Genomic DNA, 20,123 nt, shown 5'->3' on the forward strand with positions numbered 1-20,123 from the left:
TTGAAAGGTGATCAATCAGCGCCCCTTGAACAAGGTGCCGAATATCCCGCGCACTATCCGGCGACCCGTGGTGCCCTTCAGCTCTTTCAACACAACCGAACTGATCGCATCACCCCAGCTTGCCTCTTTGCGGGTTTTGCGCGAGGTTGACCGCCCCACACGCGCGCCTGAATAGCGGCGACCGGCCTTGTATTCGCGCAAGGCCATGTCGGCCTCTTCCTCGGCCTTTTCCGCCTCTTCCGCGGCTTTGGCCGCATCCTCGGCGCGTTTTTTCAGCATTTCATAGGCCGACTGTCGATCCAGCTTTGCCTCGTATTTACCGGCCAAGGGGGATCCGGCAATCACCGCGCGACGCTCGGCATCGGTGATCGGCCCCAGTTGCGAGGATGGCGGGCGGATCAAGGTGCGTTCGACCATGCCCGGCACGCCCTTTTTCTGCAGGAATGATGTGACGGCTTCGCCCACGCCCACCTCGCGGATGGCCTGGGCGGTATCGAAACGCGGATTGTCGCGATAGGTTTCGGCCGCCAACCGCAACTGTGTGCGATCCCGCGCGGTAAAGGCGCGCAGGGCGTGTTGCACGCGGTTGCCCAACTGGCCCAAAATATCCTCGGGAATATCGCCGGGATTTTGCGTTACGAAATACACACCCACCCCTTTTGAACGGATCAGGCGCGCGACCTGTTCGATCTTGTCGATCATCGGCTTGGGGGCACCGTCAAACAGCAGGTGGGCCTCGTCAAAGAACAGCACCAGCTTGGGTTTGTCGGGGTCGCCCACCTCGGGCAGTTCCTCGAACAATTCGCTGAGCAACCAGATCAGGAAGGTGGCATAAAGTTTTGGCGCCGCCATCAGCGCATCCGAGGCCAGAATGTTGATCCGCCCGCGTCCGTCAGGATCGACCATCATCATATCGGCCAGTTCCAGCGCCGGTTCGCCAAATAGGTTTATCCCGCCCTGATTTTCCAGCACCAGCAAGCGGCGTTGGATGGTTCCGACCGAAGATGGGGATACATTGCCATAGCGCAGCGACAAATCCTTGCCATTCTGCCCGACCCAGACCAGCAGCGATTGCAAATCCTTCAGGTCCAGCAATGGCAGCCCCTGTTCGTCGGCGACACGGAAGGCAATGTTCAAAACACCCTCTTGTGCTTCTGACAGTTCAAGCAGACGCGAGATCAGCAGCGGTCCCATTTCCGCCACCGTGGTGCGGATCGGGTGGCCGGATTTACCGAACAGATCCCAGAAGGTAACGGGGAAACTGTCGTAGGTGTAATCGTCAAACCCGATCTTTTGTGCCCTACTCATGAAAGCATCGTGCAGTTTGAAGCTTTCGGACCCCGCCACGGCCAGCCCCGACAGATCACCCTTTACGTCCGACATGAACACCGGCACACCCGCCGCCGACAATTCTTCGGCCAGAATTTGCAAGGTTACGGTTTTCCCCGTCCCTGTCGCCCCGGCAATCAACCCGTGGCGGTTGGCATATTTCAGCAGCATATCTTGCGGTACGGCATAATTTTCGCCGCCACCCCCTACAAAAATCCGGTCTTTGCTCACTGCGACTTCCCCCGCTTTGATTTTGTTTTCATCTCATTCTTGCACATGAAAATACAATGTTAATCATGTTAATCATATTGTGCCAGTGTAGTTTTACATCTCGGGTGTTTGTCCTCTTTCGTCCGGATGTATTTCCTCCCTGTTAGACTGGCCGCGCGTAAAATGCGCGGCCTTTTTTCGTGAAATATCAGCGCATCCTCTTGAAAAACATAACCGTTGACCCATGCGTCAAAACGCCGTAGGTTGTGTTTAATAAAAGTCGGCCAGTCCGATGGGGAGCACAGATATAGGAAAAGGGTCCGATACGCGGACCCTTTTTCTTTTCGGCCCCCCGTAATGGCAAAAAATTGCCCGCAGACATTGATTACACAGAAAACTGACCTGACACTTCTGTTTAGTCATGATAGATGGCGGGTGACGTGACATAGATAATATGGAAAAACACATGCCCGATTTTCTGAGACTCATTACGCTTACCGCCGCAATTGCAATTGGCAGCAGCGCTTTTGCCCAAGAGACGACAACCCCGAAACCTGAAGGGGAAACAGCCGCACCAACGACCGAAACGGCCCCGGCAACTGAAACGACCGATACTGGAACACCGGCAAATGGCGAAACAACGACTGATAATCAGGTGCCATTAAACATGGGCCAGGAAGTTGTCGATGAGCGCGGGCCCGGGACCACTTATGTAAAAGAACGATTCGAGGCATGGGAATTGCGTTGTGTACGGGTCGAGGATGGCCAGAAAGAACCCTGCCATCTGTTCCAGTTGATGAAAGATGACAAAGGCGTTCCGATTGCCGAGATGAACATTATTGCATTGCCCAAAGGTCAACAGGCCGCTGCCGGTGCAACAATTGTCACCCCGCTTGAAACCCTGCTGACGAAACAGCTGACCCTCGAGATCGATGGCGGCGCCAAGAAACGCTATCCTTTCACCTGGTGTGGCAATGTCGGATGCTATTCCCGCGTTGGCTTTACCAATGGTGATATTGCCGCCTTTAAACGCGGCGCCAAAGCAACACTGACCATCGTGCCTGTGTTTGCACCGGATGAAACAATTTCAGTGACACTTTCACTTGCGGGTTTCACCGCAGGCTATAAGGCGCTGCAAGAGACCCTGCACTAATAGGTCTTAAGCATTGGAAGTAATGGAAACGCCACCCGCATCATGGGGTGGCGTTTTTTCATTTTGTAACCTAACTGGAATACCCGTTATTCTTTGTCGTTTTTCGCAAGCATTGCTTTCAGTTCAGCCACCTGTTTTGCAAGCCTTGGCAGGCGGCGCAGGGCCTTTTGCATATCCATATGGGTTTCCATTTTCACGGCTGGTGATCCCAGCAATATCCTTCCAGCCGGGGCGTTGGTGAAAATTTTGGTGGCGCCGCCGGCCACCACATCATCACCAACGAAAATATTGTCCGAAACCCCGCATTGCCCCGCCATCACTACACGGTTGCCGATGCGCGATGACCCTGCAATGCCAACCTGACCGCACAGCAGGCAATCCTCGCCCACCTGCACGTTGTGGCCGATGTGCACCTGATTATCCAGCTTGGTACCGCGCCCGATGGTGGTGGCGCGAATGGTGCCTCGATCAATCGTCACATTGGCACCGGTTTCCACATCATCACCGATTTCAACCGTGCCCAGCGAATGGATACGGGTCCAGCTTTGGGCGCTGGCCTGAACATCCTTGCCCAGTTTTTCGCGGGCCTGTTCCACCGTGGATTTTTCCGGCGTGACAAATGAAAATCCGTCCGATCCGATCACACCGCCCGGCTGCGCAATAAAGCGATCGCCGATCACCACTCGCGCACCTATCTTCACACCTTGCAACAACAGCGCATCATCACCAATCCGCGCGCCCTCGGCCACGCTGACATGGCTTGCAATCCGTGCGCGGGCGCCAATCACCGCCCCGCGCCCGATTACCACGAACGGGCCAATCGCAGCCCCGTCTCCAATCACCGCTTCTGGATGGATCACCGCAGTTGCATGAATACCGGCCTCGATTTCCGGCCCCGCATCCAGCAGCGCCGTCAACCCCGACATCGCATATCGTGGGCGGGGTACGAAAATGGCGGCCTTAAGTCCCAACGCCTGCCAGTTCGCCCCGTCCCAAAGAACAGCGGCCAAAGCCTGTCCCTGAGCAAGCCCGTCTGCATATTTCGGATCCATCGCCAGAGCCAGATCCCCTGCCCCTGCCGTTGCCGGCTCAGAGGCACCATTGATCACAACGTCAACAGCGCCAACGGCTTTCGCCCCCAGCGCTGTTGCAATTTCTGAAACTGTATAGCCCATCTGCAGCCCCCAACGGTTATGTCGGGAACAGATTTAACCCCGAACCGCGCGCAGCACCACCCCGGCTTTGCTAAGGGCATTGAAAATCTTGGCGTCCCGTCCGTAAACGTCCCGACGATATTCCATTCCCCCCTTTGGCTTGGTGATGGCTGTGCGGTAAATCAGGTGCACAGGTACAGGTGTTTTCAGATCAACCTTTGTCTCGCGTCCGGTTTTCAGGATTGCCTGAAAATATTCCTGCGGGTTGGACATCTGTTTTGCCAGCAATGCATAGGCAAAATCAAACGGCTGTTGCAACCGGATGCACCCGTGGCTGAACGCCCGCACATTGCGGTTGAACAGGTTTTTCGACGGGGTGTCATGCAGGTAAATGTTGTACCGGTTCGGAAACATGAACTTGACCAGCCCCAACGCATTCCCGCGGCTGGGCGGCTGTTTCAGGTTAAACGGAAAGGTTTTCTCATTGTATTGCGAGAAATCGACCGCGCTACGGTTTACAGTGCGCCCACGTGAATCCACCAAACGCAAGTGCCCCACCGCATTCGGGTTGCGTTTCAACAGCGGCAGATATTCCTTGATCGCGATAGACCGCGGCACATTCCATGTTGGATTGATGATCATGAATTCCATCACATCCGAAAATTCCGGTGTGCGACGGTCGCCTTCATTTTTCCCGACAACCGAACGGGTTACGAAAGTCACTTTGTTATTGTCGATGATTTTCGCAGTGAAATCGGTCAGGTTAACCAGAATATGACGCTTGCCGCGCGGCTGGTTGAACCAACGCTCGCGTTCCAGGGCGACGATAATCGACCGCAGCCGGTATTCGGCCGGTTTATTGATTTCGGCCATCGTGGCCTTGCCGGCAACACCATCTGTCGGCAACCCGTGATCCCGCTGAAACAGCTGAATCGCCTTTTGCATTTTGGCATCATAGGTTTGCGATGAGGACCGCTTCAGATACCCCATTGCCATCAAACGGTTCCGCAACGCAACGACACTTGCGCCGGTCGCACCCGGTTTTAGGGATGCAGCGCCGACTTTGGGTCCGAAACCACCCCGCCCCAGCAGTTTTTCCAGCTTGCGCTTTTCTTTCATCAGGCGCAGATATTCGGGCGTTTTAGGGGGCAGTTTTTTCAGAAACCCCGCCGGAGAACTTTTGGCAAAAGCCTGTAGAGTTTGCAGCCGATCATAATGAAGAACCTGACGCACCATGCCACTGTCGATTTTGCGCGGATTCACCACACCAGACCGAATATCTTCGGCGTATTGCAAAAACAGCCGGCTCATCTCGACTTCCATGCGGCCACGATCACGGCCGGTTCTGGCCGCCTTCAGCCGTGCCCGCAGGCCATCAACATCATAGCGTTTAACGGGCAACCCGTGGTCCCCGGCCTTGGCCAACACCGAAAGAAACGCTTTGCGTCGCTGCCCGTCTTTGCCAATACGGCCTGTCCATATTGATTTGTAATTTCTGGATTTATAGAATTCAGCCAAAGCCGCATCATTGGCAGCAGCCGTCGCAACAGCCTGTTTATATGCGGTAACCTGCGCATTCGCGGATCCGCTTGATATTAACAATGACAAAACAACGGCCAAAGCCGCGACAAATCTATACCCAAAACGCATTTGAAATAGCGCTCTATACATTCCGAACCCCTAAACAGTTTTTTCCATAGTTTCCAATGACGCAGACAATCGTTAATAATCCGGGCCAAGTCCATTCACATTCGCATCATTTTGCCACAAACAATCAGGGCGACGCAATAATGCATCCAAGATTCATCTAAAATACAACAGATTCCAGATTTCAGCAGATTATTGCCGATTTTACTGGTTTTAAACAAAATTGAGCAAAGATCGCTTGGCGGTTGATTCGAGATGTGTAATAAGTGGCAAACATCTGGGGATGTATAAGCAATAGTTTGTTTTTAAAAGCAAACGGTAGCTGTGGGACAGGCGATAAGACAATGACAGACAAGACGACTTCGGGCACGACCAAATCCTTAATCACGCGACGCGGTGTTTTGCGGGCTTTTGCCGCAACAACACTCGTGGCCGCGCCAACTTACGCCAATGCTGCGGGTTTCCTGCGCGGAGCTGGCGATGTTCGCCGCCTGCGCATGTATTCCGGCCGCACGGGCGAGCATCTGGATACGATCTACTGGATCGAAGGCAAGTATATCAAAGACGCCATCAAGGAAATCAACTATTTCATGCGCGACTGGCGTGAAGACGCTGTCAAAAGCATGGACATACGGAATTTCGATATTATTACAGCAGCACATAATCTGCTGGACACAACCGAGCCATATCTGTTGCTATCGGGATATCGCACCCCCAAAACCAACGCGATGCTACGCTCGCGCTCACGCGGGGTCGCCAAGAACTCTCTTCATATGAAGGGGCAGGCCAACGATGTGCGTTTGAAATCGCGTACAGTCAGCCAGATTTACAAAGCGGGCAGAGCATGTGGCGCTGGCGGTGTTGGCAAATATTCTCGCTCCAATTTTGTGCACATGGACTGCGGCGCAGTTCGCACATGGGGCAGCTGACGACCGCCTTCCTGTCAGGAAATCTGCCCCTACATAATTCCCTAGACTCAAAGCACGTTTTGGGACGGTGAGGCGTTATGTAACCACCTTGGATATTCAATAGTATCAGGTCAGTAACGACCCGGGTCCTTATCCGAGCAAAACACTGTAATCGTTGTTGTATTTTGCCTTTTTTACTTGCATTACTCTAGGCACAAGCAGATGAAGACAGCGTATGTATTTAACGAGGGACAGCAGTAGCTGGTATGCAATACAGGCGGGAAATCGACGGCTTGCGCGCGATTGCGGTTTTACCCGTCATTATGTTCCACGCCGGGATCACCTCCTTTCGCGGCGGCTATGTTGGCGTTGATATCTTCTTTGTCATTTCCGGCTATCTGATAACCGGTATTATCCTCGAGGATCTACAACAAGGCCGCTTTTCAATACTGCGATTTTATGAACGGCGGGCGCGGCGCATTCTACCCGCGCTTTTCCTGATCGTCCTTGTTTGTATCCCTTTTGCCTGGATGTGGATGCCCCCCCAACACTACAAGGATTTTTCGCAAAGTGTGGTTGCGGTATCCGTATTTGGTTGTGTCTCGAAAGTGGTGGAAATTGATTTCAGGCACCTCCGAGCGGGTTGAGTTATGCGCCGGTCAGGCGGCTTGGTCAAGGGTTGCGTCGGCGACGGGCTGAGCGAGCGTTTCCCAGCCATCGACCTTTCGCATGACGATCTGCCCCGAGGCCATCAGAGCCCAAAGCAGCATCGGCACGGTCTCGGCGCATGGCAGCACGGTCTGGGTCTTGATGCGGCGGCGGAATTCCTCGTTCAGGCGTTCGATCGCATTTGTCGTTCTGGCCGATTTCCACTGGCCTTGTGGCAGACGCGTGAAGGTGAAAAGCTTATCTCCTGCTTCTTCCAAGCTGTCAGCGACGGCCTTGCATTTCAGCCGCCATTTTCGCAGAAATGCCTTGCGGCGGGTGGCGATTTCCTCGGGTGTTTTGGCGTAGATCATGTCGCGGTAATCTTCTGTCAACTCATCATGCATACGCTTGGGTGCCTTGGCCAGAAGGTTGCGGTGCTTGTGCACCGTGCACCTCTGGATCGGCAGATCTTCACCCCAGAGGGCAATGAGAGCGACCTCAAGTCCCGGTGCCCCGTCCACGATGACAAATTCGGGCCGTTTCAACCCGCGCGCATCCAGATCGTTGATGAACTGACGCCAGGCGGAGGTGCTTTCGCCGCCCATGTTCATCAGTGATAACAAGACCTTCTGCCCATCCCGGCGCACGCCAATCGCGGCCAGAACCGAGATATTGGTGGCCTTCCTGTCAATCCGCGTTTTGATCACGGTGCCGTCCAGGATCAGCCGCACGATGTCTTCATCCGCAAGGCTGCGGGCGCACCACGCCTGCCAGTCCACCTTCACCTTGCGCCAGGCGCGGCTCACCACATCCTTGCTGACCGCCCCCTGAAACAGGCCGAACAGGGCGCGTTTTACCCGCCGTGTGTTGGTGCCCGAAAGGTAGACAGCAGCGATCAGCGCCTCGGCCTTCTTCGTCAGCCGCTGGTAGCGGGGCAATGCCTTCGAGCGCCATTCTCTGGCCTTGCCGGCCTCGCCTGTGATCCGCGCACGCGGCACGCGCACCGTTTCGGTTCCAAATGTTCCGACCAGTTGCCGCTCGCGATGCCCGTGGCGGTATCCGGCCTTTGCCCCGCCGCTGCGGCCATACCGGCAACGGCCCAGAAACTGCTCCAGCTCCTCTTCGAAAACCGCCTCGATCGTCGCGCGGATGTTCTGGCGCAGCCGGTCTTCAATCGGGTCATAGCCTGCTTCATTGGCCAGTAGCGCGGATGTCGATGTTGCTGTATTCTTTGTCATGGCGTGATCTCCTTGGCGGTTCCAGCCGCCGGTTGGGTGGCTTCGATGCACCCGGAGATTACGCCGTCCTCGAATTTCCACCAAACTCGCGACACTACCACCGTTTCCCCTGCGGTCAGGATTACGGACTGGTCTGCTTTGTCGGCGGTGACCGAAAGATCGGTGCCGTGACGGAAAGATATATCGAAATCATCCACAGCCCGGATACACCGCGTCCCAGCACGCTCAGGTTTCACAACCCGGATGTTCCGCAGCCGTGGTTGAAGAAAGTGGAGAGTAACCATGAGCATTAAGAAATACGCCAATGCCGAACACATCCTCCCGAGAGAGCTGCTCAAGGAGGTACAGAAGTATCATTCTGGCATTCTTTGGATTCCAGCGCCGGGCAGTTTTTACAAGGAACGCAGACAGCTGGTTATCGCCCTGAAAAGTCAGGGAATCGAAACCGATGAAATCGCCAGCCTCGCCGGTATCACACGTCGCCGGGTCAATCAGATCCTCGCGGACCACAGAAAAGAAACCGATGCCCGACAGGTTGAGGACCCTTCCGGTATGTAAGGCTTGAGGTGCGGGAAAACGGGCTAAATCCGCCTTCCGCCCCGAACCCCGACTTAGCAAAACGAAAATGAAGAACCGGAGATAAACCTTGGCGATATCTAAAACAGACAAAAGCAGCTTAGACCGATGGCATCGGAATGAGGGTAAAGCCGAACACTCCGAGGCCATGAAAAACAAGGTGGAAGTCATGCAGGGCAACCTTCAAACCCTCAAGCATGGCATCTTTGCTGACCGCTGTCTGACTCCGGAAGAAAAGGTCATGTTCGACAGCATCATTGAAAAGCTGCACGAGGATTTTCAGTTCAACAAATCCAGCGACTTCCTGCAGGTCGAGCTGGTGGGCATCTACTCGGTGAAGCTGGTCCGGGCTCAGGTTGAAGGAAACACACAGGCCGCCGAGAGTCTCGACCGGATGATCCGCTGTCATATGAAGGATCTCAAGACTACCAAGATTGCCCGCGAGGGTGAAGAGCCGAAAGGTTCGCAGACTTCACCGGCCGAATGGGCCTCCGCTCTTCTTGAAAAAGTGAGTGAGGCCGCCGCACAGAAGACCGCTGCCGTGAAAAAGAGGTGGTCCCACTTTTTTGACCAGTCAGCAGCCAGTTTAAGATGGATCAGGGTTTCATTTAGGCTGCCAAACTCATTGGTTTTGTTTTTCTGTCATAGGCTTCATCCGGGGTCAATATTCCGTGGGTGGAATGCGGGCGCTCGGTGTTGTAGTAAGCCAACCATTTCCCGATCCCGGCGCGGGTCTGCGAACCCGTTTCAAATGCGTTGAGGTAAATGCATTCGTATTTCAAGGATCGCCAAAGCCGCTCGATCATCCGGTTATCGACCCAGCGACCTTTGCCATCCATCGAGATTTTCACGTCGGCTTCTTTCAGCGCCTGCGTCCATTCAAACCCGGTGAACTGGCTGCCCTGGTCGCTGTTCATGATATCGGGCTTGCCGTATTTGGCCATAGCCTCTTTCAGGGCTTCAACGCAAAAATCTGCCTCCATGCTGTTTGACAATCTCCAGCTCAAAACCTTGCGGCTGTGCCAGTCCATGATCGCGACCAAATAGAGGAACCCGCGCTGCATCGGAATGTAGGTGATATCTACGCACCACACATGGTTTGGACGATCAATCGTCAGGTCTCGCAGCAGATACGGGTAGATCTTATGCTGCGGATGTTTCTTGCTCGTGTTGGGCGTCTGGTAGATCGGAACCAACCGCATCAGCCGCATCAAACGGCGGACCCTGTGGCGACCACACTTGTAACCTTGGCGCTGCATGTGCCGGGCCATTTGCCGTGATCCATACCACGGCGTCTGCAAGAATTGCTTGTCGATTATTGTCATGAACCGCAAATTTTCAGCACTTTCGCCTTTTGGCTGGTAATACAGGTTCGAGCGCGCCAGAGAAAGTAGCCCGCATTGTCGTCGCACACTCAGATCATGCTCACGGCTCACCATTTTTTGCCTCGCTTCCCGAGCAACTGTTGCGAGGCGTTGGCTAAAAAATCCCGTTCCACGACCAGCTGACCAATCTTGGAGTGCAGCTTCTCAATCTGGGCTTCATCAACCCGATCAGGATCACGGCCCCGTCTGGAAAATGCCGTGGCCATGTTTTCAATCGCTGCTCGTTTCCATGTGCCAATCTGGGTTGGATGCACACCATACTTCTTCGACAGCTCCGCCATCGTCATTTCCTCGCGGATTGCTTCAAGCGCAACGCGGGCTTTGAATTCGGGAGAATGGTTCTTTCGTTTCGTCATTTTGAATCGTCTTTCTCATAAGTCGATCCACCTTAACAACTGGTCCGAATTTCCGCGACCACCTCTTTCAATTCATCATACGCGGCTCTCTATTATCCGTGGCTTGAGATCAGCGATCCCATCACCGCCCGCAAGAAATATATCCCTCCCTGTAGCGCTGTAGCCGGGTGCTGTGCCCGAAGCGACCAGAAGACTTACGTCTGGTGGGCTCCGGCTGGAATCGATCGTGGCCGCATCTTCAACGCGGTATCGGTCGCTGTGAATCGGCGTGCAAAACTGACCCACTTGGGTGGGTTATGAGCGAGTAAAATTGACCCACCTGTTTCGTTAACATCCGCGCAAAATTGTGCGGAGGAAAGAGCAGGTGATATTGATGGAAAGCGTATCGAAGATCCGGCGCTGGGTGCTGGTTGAAGGGCGCAGCATCCGGTCTGTGGCGCGGGCGACGGGACTGTCGCGGAACACGATCAAGAAGTATTTGAAGGACGAGAATCCGCCGAGCTACCAGCGCCATGCGCCGCCAGTTCGGCACAAACTGTGCAATGGGTTTGATCTTCGGCTGCAGGAACTGTTTGATCAGGACTCGAGGCGACCACGCCGGGAGCGGCGGACGGCCCAGAAGCTATACGAGCAGCTTGTGGCAGAGGGCTATACCGGGTCCTATTCGCCGGTTCAGCGTTTTGTTCGTGAGTTGAAGCGCGCCGGGGCCTGTTCGGGAGATGCGTTTATCCCGCTGCATTTTGCGGCGGGTGACGCGCTGCAATTTGACTGGAGCGAAGAACGGGTCGTACTGGGTGGTGTCGAGCAGAAGGTGAAGGTCGCTCATTTCCGCCTGTGTCACAGCCGCAAGCCTTTCGTGATTGCCTATCCCGGTGAAGCCCAGGAGATGGTGCTGGATGCTTTCGTGCAGGCGCTGTCCTTTTACGGAGGCGTTCCGCGCAGGGTGATCATCGACAACCCCAAGACCATGGTGACCTACGTTTCGCGCTCGAAGGAGCGGATATTCCATCCCCGGTTCCTGGCCTTGATGAACCACTATGTGATGGAGCCGGTGGCCTGCACGCCCGCTGCGGGCTGGGAGAAGGGACAGGTCGAGAACCAGGTCCAGTTCTTGCGGGGCCGGTTGTTCGTTCCCGAACCGGCCTTTGATGATCTCGAGGCGCTGAACGCGTGGCTGCGTCTGCGTTGCGAAGATCTGGCAGAGCGTCCCCATCCCGAGCAGCAGGATCGCACGATTACCGAAGTGTTCGAAGACGAGCGCGCCGAACTGCGCCCCCTGGGTCGGGCCTTCGACGGCTACGTGGAAAAGACCGTCCGTGTCCGCTCCACCTGCCTGGTTCAATATGCCAGCAATCGCTACAGCGTGCCCTCCCGCTTTGCCGGGCATCATGTGTCGCTACGCGCCTATGCCGGCCGGATCGTGGTGGTCTCCGGTCAGGATGTGATTGCCGAGCACAGGCGTCATTTTACCCGCAATATCAGCTATTTCGAGCCCTGGCATTACGTTCCCCTGCTGGACCGCAAGCCTGGTGCCCTGCGCAATGGCGCCCCCTTTGTGGGCTGGGAACTGCCCGAGGCCATGCATCGGATCAGGGAACATTACATGGCTGGTAAAGGCGGGGATCGGGAGTTCGTCGACCTGCTCCTGCTGGCACAGGATCACGGGATCGAGGTGGTCGAGACGGCCTGCAATCTGGCGGTGGCACAAAACACCCTGCGGCTGCCCGCCATCATCAATCTGATCAACCAGTTGGTGGAACCGGTCATCACACCGCTCAGCGATGCCTGCGCTTATCCGCAGCTGACCTTGCGGCCCGAAGCCGATTGCAAACGCTATGAGACCCTGTGCTCGGCTGAGGAGGTTGCCGTATGAATGCCTTGATCGACCAACTGACAGCCCTCAGGTTGCATGGAATGGCAGCTTGCGCCCATGATCTGCTGTCCGCGCGCAAGCCGCCAAGTCTGACCACAGCGATAAGGCAACTGATCGACGCCGAGACTGTAGAGCGCCGGGTGCGCTCCATCCAGTATCAAATGAGGGTTGCGAAGTTCCCCCATCACAAGGACTTCGCCACCTTCGATTACAGCGCCGCCGCCCTCACCCAGGCCCAGATCGAACCATTCTGCACCGGCCAGTTCACAGAGGAGGCCCATAACCTCATCCTGGTGGGCGGAACCGGCACGGGCAAAACCCACATCGCCATCGCGCTGGGAACGACGCTGATCAACAACGGCAAGAAGGCGCGCTTCTTCAACGCCGTCGATCTGATCAACGCCCTGATCAAGGAACAGGCCGACGGCAATGCAGGGAAGATCATCCGGCAGCTCTCGGCTTTGGACTGCGTCATCATCGACGAGCTGGGCTACATCCCGTTTCCCAAATCCGGTGGCGCGTTGCTCTTCCATCTGATCAGCAAGCTCTACGAGAAGACCAGCATCATCATCACAACCAACCTTGAGTTCGGTGAATGGGTCTCGGTCTTCGGGGATGCCAAGATGACAACCGCCCTTCTGGATCGCGTCACTCATCACTGCAACATCATCGAAACCGGCAATACCTCATACCGGTTCGCCCAGAGTAAACGCCGTAGAAAAAACTAGCCGTTCCGCAAGCAAAGCCCCCAGACGGACTCGCTACATGAAGGCGGCCCGACTGGGGGCTTTGCGCCACAAAGGGGGGGGCAAATTTAAATGCCGAAACCGGGTCAGTTTTAAATGCTCATTGACACCCGGCGGCACCGTCATCAATAAAAACAGCTTTAAAGGCATGGATGACTTTGAAGTGGTCAGCTACCTGATCCTTTTGGGTGAGGAGGCGGACGATGAATAAGGCCATTGAAAATATCTGGAATGCCATCTCCTTTCCGGAGGCGGCTCTACTGGGCAAACGGGTTCCTAAAAAGCAGTTTCTTGAAAGTGGTGAACTTGTCGCCAGCGATAAAAAGCTGTTTCGGGAAAACGTAAAGAACGTGTATTGGGAATACACCCTGAAGCCCTCAACCTGCCCGGTTCTTCCCTACAGGGACAATGAGCGGGAATACCTTGAGGTGGCGGTTTTGCAGGTCGAAATGAATTCTCAGAAAGGCCACAAACGAATCGCAGAAATTATCCACTGGGTCATCCCGTATCCATTGATGCTGGGCTTCTATACCGAAAGCGGAGATATAGCCCTGAGCATCGCTCCCAAGCGGTTTAGTCAGGCAGAACATGGAGCTTTTGTTGCCGAGCGTTTCTATACCACCGGCTGGATAAACAGTGAGACATTGAACGATCAAGAATCTGCCTTTGTCGCATCACTGGCATGGGGCAGTATGCCGCTTCAGACCTACGGTACTTTATACAATGCCTGGACGGATCGCTTCACGGGATACGAATGTTCGGTGTTGTCCGGGACCTTTACGATCGGCAAAGCGGTTGACCGGCTGGAAGGGTTAACAAGGTGCCGGGAAATTGAATCAAGAATATCGGAGCTGCGCGGGCAGCTGAAGAAAGCGGCTTTTAACCGGCAGGTGGGAGTAATGCCCGAAAGTTGGTGATGGGGTGATTGGGTGGCATATCATGGCGGTGTTGACGCGCCGCGATTCTCAGAGAGAAAAGGATATGCCACATGGAAGACGATACTATTTTGGAGTTTACCGATCCAGCCGGAATTTCACCTGATCCGCTGACGGATATCTTGCGCAAAGGCGCGCGAGATCTGTTGGCACAGGCGGTCGAGGCCGAGGTTTGTGATCTGATGGCGCAACACGCGCATTTGAGGGATTCGGCCGGTCGCCAGCGCCTTGTTCGCCACGGATACCTGCCGGAGCGCGAGGTGATGACGGGGATCGGCCCTGTCCCGGTGAATGTGCCTCGGGTGCGTGATCGTGGCACGGGGGCGGAGAAGATCAGGTTCACCTCGACGCTTCTGCCGCCGTATCTGCGCCGGGCAAAGTCGGTCGAGGAGTTGTTGCCCTGGCTCTATCTCAAAGGTATTTCCACGGGTGATTTCGGCGAAGCACTGGCGGCCCTTCTGGGGCCTGATGCGGGTGGTTTGACATCGAGCACGATTTCGCGCCTGAAGGCGGAGTGGTGGGCAGAATACGAGCGTTGGAACCGGCGTGACCTGTCGGCCAAACGCTATGTGTATTTCTGGGCCGACGGGGTTTATTTCAAGCCGCGCACGGATGCTGACAAGCAATGCATGCTGGTGATCATCGGCGCGGACGAGTGGGGTAACAAGGATGTTCTGGGCCTCGTGGACGGGTATCGAGAAAGCAGCCAGAGCTGGCGTGAACTGCTGCTGGACTTGCAACGTCGTGGCCTCAGAAAAGCCCCTGATCTGGCCGTTGGTGATGGCGCGCTCGGCTTCTGGAACGCCTTGCGGGAGGTGTTCGGTGAGACCCGGGAGCAGCGCTGCTGGGTGCATAAAACCGGCAACGTCCTGAATGCCATGCCGAAGTCGCTGCAAGCCAAAGCCAAGGGCCATCTACAGGACATCTGGATGGCCGAGAACAAACGGGACGCCGAGGCCGCGTTCAATTTCTTCATCGAAGCCTATGGCGTGAAATACGAGCGTGCCGTGGGGAAGCTGACCAAGGACCGGGACGTGCTGCTGACCTTCTACGACTTCCCTGCCGAGCACTGGAAACACATCCGCACATCCAACCCCATCGAAAGCATATTTGCCACCGTGCGGCACCGAACGAAGAAGACCAAAGGCTGCCTCGGGCGCAAGACCGCCTTGGCAATGACCTTCCGCCTGATGATGTCGGCAAAGAAGAAATGGCGTAAACTCGACGGCGCATTCCGATTGCCGGAAATCATCGAAGGGGTTGAATTTAAGGACGGGATCAAGCAGGAAAAACATGCCGCCTGATTACTGCGTCACCAACTTTTGGGCATAGCTCGGTCTGATGGCCTATGTCACTATCGGTCGCCAGGAAGACCCGGATTTCACCATCAAAACCATGGTGATCACCGCCGCATTGCCCGGGGCAACGGTGCAGGAAACGCTTGATCAGGTCACCGACCGGATCGAAAAGAAACTGCTGGAAGTGGACGAGCTGGACTTCACCAAATCCGTCACATGGCCCGGTGTGTCGATCGTTTATGTAAACCTGCTGCCCACCACCCGTGGCCCGAAAATCCCGCCGATCTGGCAGGAAATCCGCAATATGATGGGTGATATTCGCGGTGAATTCCCGCACGAATTCGCCGGTTTCAAGTTCAACGACCGCTTTGGCGATGTATACGGCAATATCTATGCCTTTACTTCGGATGGTTTCACCCCGCGCGAAGTGCGCGACATGATCGAGGACATCCGCCGCGAGGTGCAGCAACTGGATGATGCAGGCGATGTGGTGATCTTTGGCGACCGCGAAGAAGCGATTTACCTCGATTTCTCGCCCGAGAAAATGGCGGCGCTGGGTGTTAATCAGGAACAGGTGCAGGCCACGCTGGCCGCACAAAATGCGATTGTGCCATCCGGCGTGATCGAGGCCGGACCCGAGCGGGTCTTGGTCCGGGTCAGTGGTAAATTCCTGAATGCCCAAAGTCTTGAGGATGTGAACCTGCGTGTCGGGGACCGGTTTTTCCGGCTGACCGATGTGGCTACGGTGCGGCGAGGCTATAAAGATCCCGCATCAGAATTTTTCCGTTTCAACGGAGAAGAGGCGATTGGCCTTGGCGTCGGGATGCGCAAAGGGGCCAATATTCTTGAGTTCGGTGAAAAACTGGATGCGGTTATCGAACGGGCAAAGGCAGATCTGCCAATCGGGGTGGAAATCCACAAGGTATCTGACCAGCCAAAAATTGTGGACGAAGCTGTGGGACATTTCACCCGTGCCTTGACCGAAGCCGTCATAATTGTGATGGCCGTTAGTGTGCTGGCCGTCGGCCTTCGGGCGGGTATGGTGGTGGCACTGGCTGTGCCTTTGACGCTGGGTATTACTTTTGTTGTACTGGACTACACCGGCTTTACCCTGCAACGGATTTCACTGGGAGCGTTGATTATCGCCCTTGGTCTTCTGGTTGATGATGCGATGATTGCTGTGGAATCCATGATTTACAGGCTGGAAAAAGGCGATAGCCGCCACGATTCGGCATCCTATGCCTGGCGCACCATTGCTTTTCCTATGCTTTCGGGCACGCTGATCACTGTAGCGGGCTTCATTCCCATCGGGTTGAACAGTTCAAACGCGGGTGAATTCACATTTTCATTGTTTGTAGTAATTGCTGTTTCACTTTTGGTCAGCTGGATTGTAGCCGTATTGTTCAGCCCGTTACTGGGGGTGACATTCCTGCCCAAAAACCTGGCTCACAAACACAAAGGCCCCGGGCTGGTCATGCGGCTGTTCATGGCGACCCTCAAGGGTGCCATGCGCGCGCGCTGGTTGGTGCTACTGGTCATTGTCGCGGCTTTTGCCGCCTCGATTTACAGTATGCGTTTTGTTGAACAACAATTCTTCCCCAATTCCGACCGCACCGAATTGTTGGTCAATATGACCTTGCCACAAAATGCCTCGATCGAGGAAACCTCGAACCAGATAAAACAGATGGAAACCCACCTGCAAGATCATGACGGGGTGGCTTATTGGTCCAGCTATGTTGGCCGATCCGCTCTGCGGTTTTTGCTGACCAGCGAACCGGCCACGCCTTCGGCCAATTTTGGCCAGATCGTGATCCAGACAACGGGACTTGAGGCCCGCGATAAGCTGCGTGACGAGCTGCGCAAGGTTGCAACCGAAGAATTCCCCGGCACCGATGTTCTGGTGAAACTGCTGGCCATTGGCCCACCGGTGGGTCGCCCCGTGCAATACCGCCTGTCCGGCCCCGACATCGCCAAGGTTCGCGATCTGGGGCGTGAACTGACCGCGATTGTCGCCAGTGATGATCGGCTGGAAAGCATCGCAATGGACTGGAACGCCCCGGCCCGCGTGATCAAGGTGGATATCCTGCAAGACAAGGCGCGCCAGTTGAACCTGACCGCCCGTGATATATCCATTGCCCTAAATACCATTTACAACGGCAAAGGCGTGACCAACCTGCGCGACCAGACCTATCTGATCGACATCATTGCCCGCGGGGACAGGACGACATCTGAATCCATCGACACGCTGTTCAACCTGCAACTCAGCACAGCGGATGGCGGCACCATACCGCTGTCCAGCGTGGCCGATTTCAGGTTTGAAACCGAACAGCCGGTGGTTATTCAGCGCAACCGGATGCCCACAGTGACGGTCGAGGCGGCATTGGCCACCAAGGATCAACCCGCAACCATCGTCAAAGCCCTGAAACAGCAGATCGAGGAATTCGACAGCGCCCTGCCCGCTGGATATCATGTCGAGGTTGGTGGATCAGTCGAGAAAAGCGCTGAATCGCAAGGGCCTATTGCGGCGGTGGCGCCGGTGATGATCCTGATCATCATCACGCTGGTGATGGTGCAGATGCAGAGCTTCCGGCTGGCATTCATCGTGCTTTCGGTGGCTCCGCTGGGCCTGATCGGTGTTGTAATTGCCCTGATCACAGAAAAGGCTCCGATGGGCTTTGTCGCCATTCTGGGCATTCTGGCCCTTAGCGGTATCCTGATCCGGAACTCGATCATTCTGGTGGACCGGATCGAAGCGCTGCGCAAACAGGGCATGGCAGCATGGGATGCGGTGTTCGAGGCCACAGTCACCCGCGCACGCCCCATTGTGTTGACAGCGGCAGCGGCCAGTCTGGCCCTGATCCCGATTTCACGGCAGGTGTTCTGGGGTCCGATGGCCTATGCGCTGATGGGCGGGATTATCGTTGGCACGGTGATCACCCTGATCTTTGTGCCGGCGCAATATCTGATCGTGTTCCGTATCAAACGGGGCACAAAATAAAAGGCCATCCCGTTATCGGGATGGCCTATTCCACGTTATGCCTGACTTAGCTTTTCAAACAGCCGCGCCACCGCTTCGGCGCCCGGGTCATTATGGCCGCTTAGCCGGTCTTCGGAAATATAACTGGCGCGGCCTGCCTTGGCCTTGACGATCTGCGCGGTGTGATCAGCCCCTTTGCGGGCAGCAGTGGCGGCAGCGGCAAAGCCTTTTGGCAGCGCGTCCAGCGCGGGGGCAAGGGCATCGATCATGGTGCGATCCCCCAGATGGGCCCCGCCCACTTCCTGAACCCGTTCAAGGCCTGCTTCCAGCGCCTCGACGTGGTTCTTGCCGCTGGACGCGGCATCGCCGGCCGCCGAGAAGAAGATCGCCAGCAGCACGCCGGATGACCCGCCCATCGTCTGGCTTAGCTCCAGCGCAATAGCGCGATACAACTGGGTGGAATCCGCCAGCGGCAGTTGGTCCAGCACGCCTTTTAGCGCCCGTGCCGCGCCTGCAAGGGTCGAGCCGGTATCGCCATCGCCCGATTGCGCGTCCAGCGCGTTCAGATCGTCCTCGGCCTCTAGAAACACATCACAACAACGGGTGATAAAGGCCCCCATTTGCGCATCTGCAGACGGGATCGGTTTGATCGGTGTCAGGCCATCGGGAATGGGCAGCACCTCCGGTGCGTTCAGCGCGCAGCAACAGGGCCAGTCGCGCATGTCGACCGGCTCCTGCAACAGCGCCAGTTCCTGATCATTCACCGGCAGCACCGACACCGAAAACCCGCGCATATCCAGAGAGGTCATCATCGCCGCCGGTCCAACCAGATAGCGAATATCGTCGATAGTATCGGATTTGGCCATTTCCTCGGCCAGCACAGCCATTTCCAGCGGGGTTGCCCCGCCCAGATTGTTCAGCATCGCCACTTTGGGGCCATCACCGGCAAAGGGTTTCAGACGTTCCAGCACAATGGCAATCGCATTGGCGGCTGTGCTGAAATCAACCAGTTCGACACCGGATTCGCCATGGATGCCAAGACCCAACTCGGCCTTGCCCTCGGCAATACGTGCTTATTTGGGCGACCCCGGAACGGTGCAGGTATCCAGCGACATACCAAGGCTGGCCACATTGCCGATCACCCGTTTGGCAGCGGCGGTAACCGTGTCCAGATCCGCCCCCGCTTCGGCCAGTGCACCGGCGATTTTATGTACGAACAAGGTACCTGCCACACCGCGCGCCTGTGGCAGATCGGGCAGTGCAATATCATCGTCCACGATCACCATCGACACCTTGATGCCATAGGCCCGCGCCCGTTCCGCCGCCAGCCCGAAATTCAGCCGATCACCGGTATAGTTTTTCACAATCAGCAAACATCCCGCCGGACCAGATACAGCAAGAATACCCGCCAACACCGCATCGACAGAGGGCGAGGCGAACACATCGCCACAGACCGCCGCCGTCAGCATCCCTGCCCCGACAAACCCCACATGCGTCGGTTCATGGCCCGAGCCACCGCCCGATACCAGTGCCACCTTGGTTTTGTCGATGTCATTGCGCACCACGACCTTTATATGCGGGTAGCCGTCCAGCCGTGACAGCCGCCCCTTGGCGGTGCGCAACACGCCGTCGATGGCCTCGGTTACAAGGGTTTCTTTGCTGTTGATAAACTGGGCCATAAGAATTCTCC

The 20,123-nt window shown here is 55.9% G+C and carries 15 protein-coding genes and 2 pseudogenes; 10 read left to right on the forward strand and 7 right to left on the reverse strand.

All coding sequences use genetic code 11. The annotated features are described in order from the left end of the window. Positions 1-15: 15 nt before the first annotated feature. Positions 16-1,500 (reverse strand): helicase HerA-like domain-containing protein, encoded by a 1,485-nt coding sequence (locus ACQY4M_RS06780; RefSeq protein ID WP_428542556.1) that lies wholly within the window; start codon positions 1,498-1,500, stop codon positions 16-18. 505 nt (positions 1,501-2,005) lie between these two features. On the opposite strand from ACQY4M_RS06780, the gene ACQY4M_RS06785 reads away from it, so the two are divergent. Next, positions 2,006-2,692, forward strand: a complete 687-nt coding sequence (locus tag ACQY4M_RS06785; RefSeq protein WP_428542414.1) for an invasion associated locus B family protein — start codon at positions 2,006-2,008, stop codon at positions 2,690-2,692. An 86-nt stretch (positions 2,693-2,778) separates the two neighbouring features. Here the strand turns inward: ACQY4M_RS06785 and lpxD are convergent, their stop codons facing one another. Together lpxD and ACQY4M_RS06795 are read right to left on the reverse strand one after the other, a co-directional pair. Beyond that, the gene (lpxD, locus tag ACQY4M_RS06790) at positions 2,779-3,867 is read right to left on the reverse strand and encodes a UDP-3-O-(3-hydroxymyristoyl)glucosamine N-acyltransferase (protein ID WP_428542417.1); all 1,089 of its coding nucleotides are present in this window, start codon (positions 3,865-3,867) and stop codon (positions 2,779-2,781) included. 33 nt (positions 3,868-3,900) lie between these two features. Then, the gene (locus tag ACQY4M_RS06795) at positions 3,901-5,496 is read right to left on the reverse strand and encodes a L,D-transpeptidase family protein (RefSeq protein ID WP_428542420.1); all 1,596 of its coding nucleotides are present in this window, start codon (positions 5,494-5,496) and stop codon (positions 3,901-3,903) included. Positions 5,497-5,837: 341 nt separating this feature from the next. On the opposite strand from ACQY4M_RS06795, the gene ACQY4M_RS06800 reads away from it, so the two are divergent. Both ACQY4M_RS06800 and ACQY4M_RS06805 read left to right on the forward strand, forming a co-directional pair. Beyond that, positions 5,838-6,422 carry a YcbK family protein gene (locus ACQY4M_RS06800; protein WP_428542423.1) on the forward strand — a complete coding sequence of 195 codons (585 nt, stop codon included), beginning with the start codon at positions 5,838-5,840 and terminating at the stop codon, positions 6,420-6,422. 245 nt (positions 6,423-6,667) lie between these two features. After that, positions 6,668-6,994 (forward strand): annotated as a pseudogene (locus ACQY4M_RS06805) (acyltransferase family protein); the annotation flags it as partial. Between the two features lie 66 nt (positions 6,995-7,060). Here ACQY4M_RS06805 and ACQY4M_RS06810 read toward each other — a convergent pair. Further along, entirely contained in the window at positions 7,061-8,287 is a 1,227-nt protein-coding gene (locus ACQY4M_RS06810; RefSeq protein ID WP_428539582.1) for an IS256 family transposase, read from the reverse strand. 282 nt (positions 8,288-8,569) lie between these two features. Between ACQY4M_RS06810 and ACQY4M_RS06815 the strand changes: the two genes are divergently transcribed. Then, complete coding sequence (locus ACQY4M_RS06815; RefSeq protein ID WP_428542426.1) at positions 8,570-8,845, forward strand: hypothetical protein; 276 nt, start codon at positions 8,570-8,572, stop codon at positions 8,843-8,845. A gap of 118 nt (positions 8,846-8,963) precedes the next feature. On the opposite strand, the gene ACQY4M_RS06820 is transcribed toward ACQY4M_RS06815, so the two are convergent. Continuing rightward, entirely contained in the window at positions 8,964-9,272 is a 309-nt protein-coding gene (locus ACQY4M_RS06820; RefSeq protein WP_428542429.1) for a hypothetical protein, read from the reverse strand. Positions 9,273-9,471: 199 nt separating this feature from the next. Further along, positions 9,472-10,604 (reverse strand): IS3 family transposase gene (locus ACQY4M_RS06825; RefSeq protein WP_428539245.1). Its coding sequence is split into 2 segments (ribosomal slippage): positions 9,472-10,352 and positions 10,352-10,604, totalling 1,134 coding nucleotides; the frame shifts between segments, so codons are not numbered across the junction. 373 nt (positions 10,605-10,977) lie between these two features. Here ACQY4M_RS06825 and istA point away from each other — a divergent pair. From istA to ACQY4M_RS06855, 6 genes are all read left to right on the forward strand, one after another. Then, entirely contained in the window at positions 10,978-12,477 is a 1,500-nt protein-coding gene (istA, locus tag ACQY4M_RS06830) for an IS21 family transposase (RefSeq protein WP_428539289.1), read from the forward strand. Beyond that, a complete protein-coding gene (istB, locus tag ACQY4M_RS06835; protein WP_428539322.1) occupies positions 12,474-13,205 on the forward strand; it encodes an IS21-like element helper ATPase IstB in 732 nt (243 codons plus the stop codon). The genes istA and istB overlap by 4 nt, the downstream gene beginning before the upstream one ends. A gap of 37 nt (positions 13,206-13,242) precedes the next feature. Then, the gene (locus ACQY4M_RS06840; protein ID WP_428542432.1) at positions 13,243-13,434 is read left to right on the forward strand and encodes a hypothetical protein; all 192 of its coding nucleotides are present in this window, start codon (positions 13,243-13,245) and stop codon (positions 13,432-13,434) included. Next, positions 13,427-14,140, forward strand: a complete 714-nt coding sequence (locus ACQY4M_RS06845; RefSeq protein WP_428542435.1) for a DUF4391 domain-containing protein — start codon at positions 13,427-13,429, stop codon at positions 14,138-14,140. The genes ACQY4M_RS06840 and ACQY4M_RS06845 overlap by 8 nt, the downstream gene beginning before the upstream one ends. 71 nt (positions 14,141-14,211) lie before the next feature. Further along, positions 14,212-15,462 carry an IS256 family transposase gene (locus ACQY4M_RS06850; RefSeq protein ID WP_428539230.1) on the forward strand — a complete coding sequence of 417 codons (1,251 nt, stop codon included), beginning with the start codon at positions 14,212-14,214 and terminating at the stop codon, positions 15,460-15,462. Between the two features lie 37 nt (positions 15,463-15,499). Further along, positions 15,500-18,454: an efflux RND transporter permease subunit gene (locus tag ACQY4M_RS06855; protein WP_428542438.1), complete on the forward strand. Its 2,955-nt coding sequence runs from the start codon at positions 15,500-15,502 to the stop codon at positions 18,452-18,454. A gap of 35 nt (positions 18,455-18,489) precedes the next feature. Here the strand turns inward: ACQY4M_RS06855 and ACQY4M_RS06860 are convergent. Further along, a pseudogene (locus ACQY4M_RS06860) lies at positions 18,490-20,112 on the reverse strand (dihydroxyacetone kinase subunit DhaK). Between the last annotated feature and the right edge of the window lie 11 nt (positions 20,113-20,123).

This window comes from Profundibacter sp., from assembly GCF_965277155.1.
Taxonomy (GTDB): domain Bacteria; phylum Pseudomonadota; class Alphaproteobacteria; order Rhodobacterales; family Rhodobacteraceae; genus Profundibacter.